We start from the raw sequence: 1423 nt of genomic DNA, 5'->3' as shown, positions 1-1423 counted from the left end.
TAAAGCCTGGTTCGGATCATAGCCGGGCAGGTTTCTTCCGATTGCGCCGACCGGACTTTCGAGCGACTGGCGGATTTTCACCGCCTGCGCGGTCGTATCCGTGGTCGGCAAAAGTTTGGCGCCGGCTTCCCGCGCGGCGGCGCGAGCCTGCTCGACCCGTGCGAGTGACGCAGCCAGATCGAGATTTTGGTCCAGGGCGCGCCGAATGATGCGTGTCAGCGTCGGATCATCGAACCCTGTCCACCATCGATCCAGTGGCGGAGAATCATCCCGGCGCGCCGGGAGGGCGCCGATGCTATGAAAATCCGCGAGCGATATCGTCGGGGCCACATAGTCGGGACCGACGGCGCACCCTGAAACGCTCGCCCCGAATAGTGTCGCCGCCAGAGCGAGCGCCTTGTGATCTCGCGCGAGCGGAGGCTTCGGAGTGGAGGCGAATTTCATCGGCTGGGCCTCTTCTATCGGGCGGGGCGACACTGCGCTGTCGCGCGCGTGACCAACGCCCGCTGTCGCTCCAGCTCAGTGGCTGAGAAATAGGTTACGAGTGACGATATTGTCAACTCATAACTAAGCGCGTAAGATTTGGCAGGTTCGCGAACGGGCGTCCTGTCGACCTTCGTGCGGCCGAGCTCGATGCGCGATCGCGCCGTTCAGTCGAAGGTCGGCAGGACCCGCCATACAGGAGGCTCGAATGGACGCTGATCGCCAGACCTCTCATCCGGAAGATTTTCCCGGCGCGAGCCGAGTTGGATTTGAGCGCACAATTTTGGCATATGGTGGCTCCATGACTGACAAGAGCCACAAGAACCGTTCTTCCGACTCACCTCCGGGGCGCCGCGGGCCGGCTGAACATGAGCGGCGCGAGCAGATCGTGAGCGCGGCGAACGAGCATTTCCGCCGTTACGGCTATAACAAGACGACAGTGGCGGACCTCGCCAGAGCGATCGGCTTGTCGACCGCATATATCTACAAATTTTTCGACTCGAAGCAGGCGATCGGCGAAGCCGCTTGCGCCGAGTCTCTGGGCGGGATCATCGCCGCTCTGAAGAAAATCGTCGGTCAGAAGAAGTCCGCCGCAGAAAGGCTTCGCGCTATGTACCAGTGCCTCACGCGCGAAAGCGCGGCGCTTTTCTTCAATGAGCGAAAGCTCCACGAAATCGTGATCACGGCGTGCTCGGAAGCGTGGCGACCGATCTCGGACTACGAGGACGCAATGCTGGGGCTCATCCGCGAACTCGTCGCAGAAGGACGCGAGAAGGGCGAGTTCGAGCGCAAGACGCCCATCGAGGAAACATGTCGCGCCATCCTCCAGACGATGGAGCTATGCTGGAATCCACGCCTTCTGGAGCGGCACTTCGATGACATCGAGGAGCGCGCGGCAGCTATGGCGAATCTGGTGTTACGGAGCCTTGCCCCTTAGCTT

At 61.4% G+C, this 1423-nt stretch carries 2 protein-coding genes; one reads left to right on the top strand and one right to left on the bottom strand.

Features of this window, described 5'->3' with window-relative positions; genetic code table 11:
- On the bottom strand, positions 1 to 444 hold a 444-nt coding region (locus A1351_RS06665), incomplete at its 3' end, for a TolC family protein (RefSeq protein WP_198162239.1).
- 247 nt (positions 445 to 691) lie between these two features.
- Here A1351_RS06665 and A1351_RS06660 point away from each other — a divergent pair.
- Positions 692 to 1420, top strand: coding sequence for a TetR/AcrR family transcriptional regulator (locus A1351_RS06660; RefSeq protein ID WP_245275846.1), 729 nt, complete (start codon positions 692 to 694; stop codon positions 1418 to 1420).
- Positions 1421 to 1423: the final 3 nt, after the last annotated feature.

It is taken from the genome of Methylosinus sp. R-45379 (assembly GCF_001644125.1).
Lineage (GTDB): Bacteria > Pseudomonadota > Alphaproteobacteria > Rhizobiales > Beijerinckiaceae > Methylosinus.
Note: the sequence above shows the minus strand (reverse complement) of the source record. Positions and strands in the feature narration are given on the sequence as shown.